Origin of the sequence: Anaeromyxobacter sp. SG64 (genome assembly GCF_022690745.1) — a bacterium.
GTDB classification, from domain to species: Bacteria; Myxococcota; Myxococcia; order Myxococcales; family Anaeromyxobacteraceae; genus Anaeromyxobacter; species Anaeromyxobacter soli.
The window spans coordinates 1-2,046 of sequence record NZ_JALCZB010000188.1; the positions used below are offsets into that span (position 1 = coordinate 1).

The window sequence follows — 2,046 nt, forward strand, 5'->3', positions numbered from 1 at the left end:
GCGCCGCGGCGCGCTTCGCGGCGGGGAGCTCCGCCGGGTCGCCCTCCCACAGCCGCAGGAGCACCGCGTCCGCGGCGCGGGAGGCGAGGCAGGCGAGCGCGGCGGCGTCCTCGCCCTCGGCCTCGGCGCCGCCCGGGAGGGCGCGCGCGGCGAGCCCCAGCGCCGCGAGCTCGGCCGCGAGGACGGGCTCGAGGCCGGGCGCGCAGGCGCAGAAGATCCGCTCGGAACGGCTCATGCGCCGCATCCTGACGGCACCCCGGCGCCGCTCGCAAGGACCACGCGCGCCCCGGCGCGCGAGCCGCTCGCCCACGGGGCCGGCGGACCGTCGCGCTTGCGCCGCGGCGGCCCCCCCGGGTAAAGGTCGCCGCCTCGGGAGGCTCCTTGCGGCTCGGCGGCTTCGTCATCCACGGCGACAACGCGGACACCCTCGCGCGCTGCCTCGACTCGGTCGCGGCGGTCGCGGACGAGCTCGTCGCGGTGGACTCCTGCTCGTCGGACGGGTCCGCCGAGCTCGTCCGCGCGCGCGGCATCCGCCACGTGGTCCACCGGTGGGAGGGCTACGGCGCCGCGCGCCAGGTGGCCACGGAGGCCTTGCCCGCCTGCGACTACGTGTTCTTCCTCGACTCGGACGAGTGGCTGGAGCCCGAGGCGATCGCCGCGCTCCGCGCCTGGAAGGCGTCCGCGCCGTCCGCGCCGCACTTCTCGCTCGTCCGGCGCGACTGGGCGGAGCTGCCGGGCCACCGCTTCCTCTTCCGCACCGAGCGGCACGTCCGGCTCGTGCGGCGCGACCACGCGCGCTGGGAGCCGAGCATGATCGTCCACGAGGCGCTCCCGCCCGCGGCCACGGTGCGGCTCGAGGCGCACGTCGAGCACCGCTTCGCGACGAGCGTCGAGGGGATGCGCTCGAAGGTCGATCGCTACGCGCTCCTGTGGGCCATCCGCTTCCACGCGGAGGGACGCCGCACGAAGCCGCCTGCGCTCCAGAAGGTGGTCCACGCCGCGAAGGAGACGCTCGTCCACGGCGCGCTGTTCCGCGGGGGCCGCGACGGCGTCCGCCTCGCCGAGGCGGTCGCGCACTACCACGCGCGCAAGTACGCGCTGCTCGACGACGTGCGGCGCGGCGCGCACCCCGAGCTCGTCCGCGCCTTCGCGGAGCGGCGGTTCGCGGACGTGTACCGGCTGCTGCCGTAGCACGTCCGGCGCGCCGTTCAGCGTCGTCCGGCTTCCTCCTCGGGCCCTCCGCCCGGACGCCGCGCCGCCTGCGCGAGGAGCACGCCTCCGGCGAGGAGCGCGGCGGGGACGAGCAACATGGCCCACCAGAGCGAGGTGCGGTGCGAGACCGCGCCGACGACGAGCGCCGCCGGCGCGTCACCGAGGAGCGCGACGAGGAGGAGCGCGCCCGTCGCGGCGCCGCGGCGGTCGGCGGGCAGCGTCCGCGCGAGCGCCTCGCGCAGCGCGGCGAGCGCGACGAGCACGAGCGCGATCGCCGTCACCAGGGCGGCGAGGTACGCCACCGGGCGCCGGGCGAGGAGGGCGCCGAGGGCGAGCGGCGCGGCCGCCAGGGCCGCCCCGGGGCAGAGCCAGCGGGAAGCGCCGGCCCGCCGGAGCGCCTCCGCGAGGACGCCGCGTCCCCAGGCGGCCGCGGCCCCGGCCATGAGCACGGCCGCGCCGGTCTCGAGCGGCGAGATCGCGCGCGGCACCCCGCGAGCGCGCTCCAGGAACGCGGGCGCCCAGGTGGCGAGCGCGCCGGCCGCGAAGGCGACGAGCGCGCCGCCGGCGAGCGCGCGCCGGAACGCGGGATGGCGGGGGAGCGCGGAAGGGGCGGCGGCGACCGCCCCCCGGCTCAGCGTGACGGTGGCGAGGAGCGAGGTCGCCGCGGAGGCGACGAGGGCCGCGCGCCAGCCGAGCCGCCAGCCGAGCGCGCCAGCGCCCGCATAACCGAGCGCCGCGAGCGCGACCGCAGTGGTGACGAGGGCGCCGCCGCCGGGCAAGGTCTCCTCGCCTTCGCGCGGCGTCTGCCGCGCAGGGGCCGCGGCCGCCGAGGCG

General features: G+C 79.3%; 1 protein-coding gene and 2 pseudogenes. 1 reads left to right on the top strand and 2 read right to left on the bottom strand.

Annotation, left to right across the window (positions count from 1 at the left end; genetic code table 11):
- A pseudogene (locus MNZ29_RS23955) lies at window positions 1-235 on the bottom strand (RNA methyltransferase); the annotation flags it as partial.
- A gap of 146 nt (window positions 236-381) precedes the next feature.
- Between MNZ29_RS23955 and MNZ29_RS23960 the strand changes: the two are divergent.
- A complete protein-coding gene (locus MNZ29_RS23960; RefSeq protein ID WP_242357102.1) occupies window positions 382-1,191 on the top strand; it encodes a glycosyltransferase family 2 protein in 810 nt (269 codons plus the stop codon).
- Window positions 1,192-1,208: 17 nt separating this feature from the next.
- Here MNZ29_RS23960 and MNZ29_RS23965 read toward each other — a convergent pair.
- Window positions 1,209-2,046: pseudogene (locus MNZ29_RS23965) on the bottom strand (hypothetical protein); the annotation flags it as partial.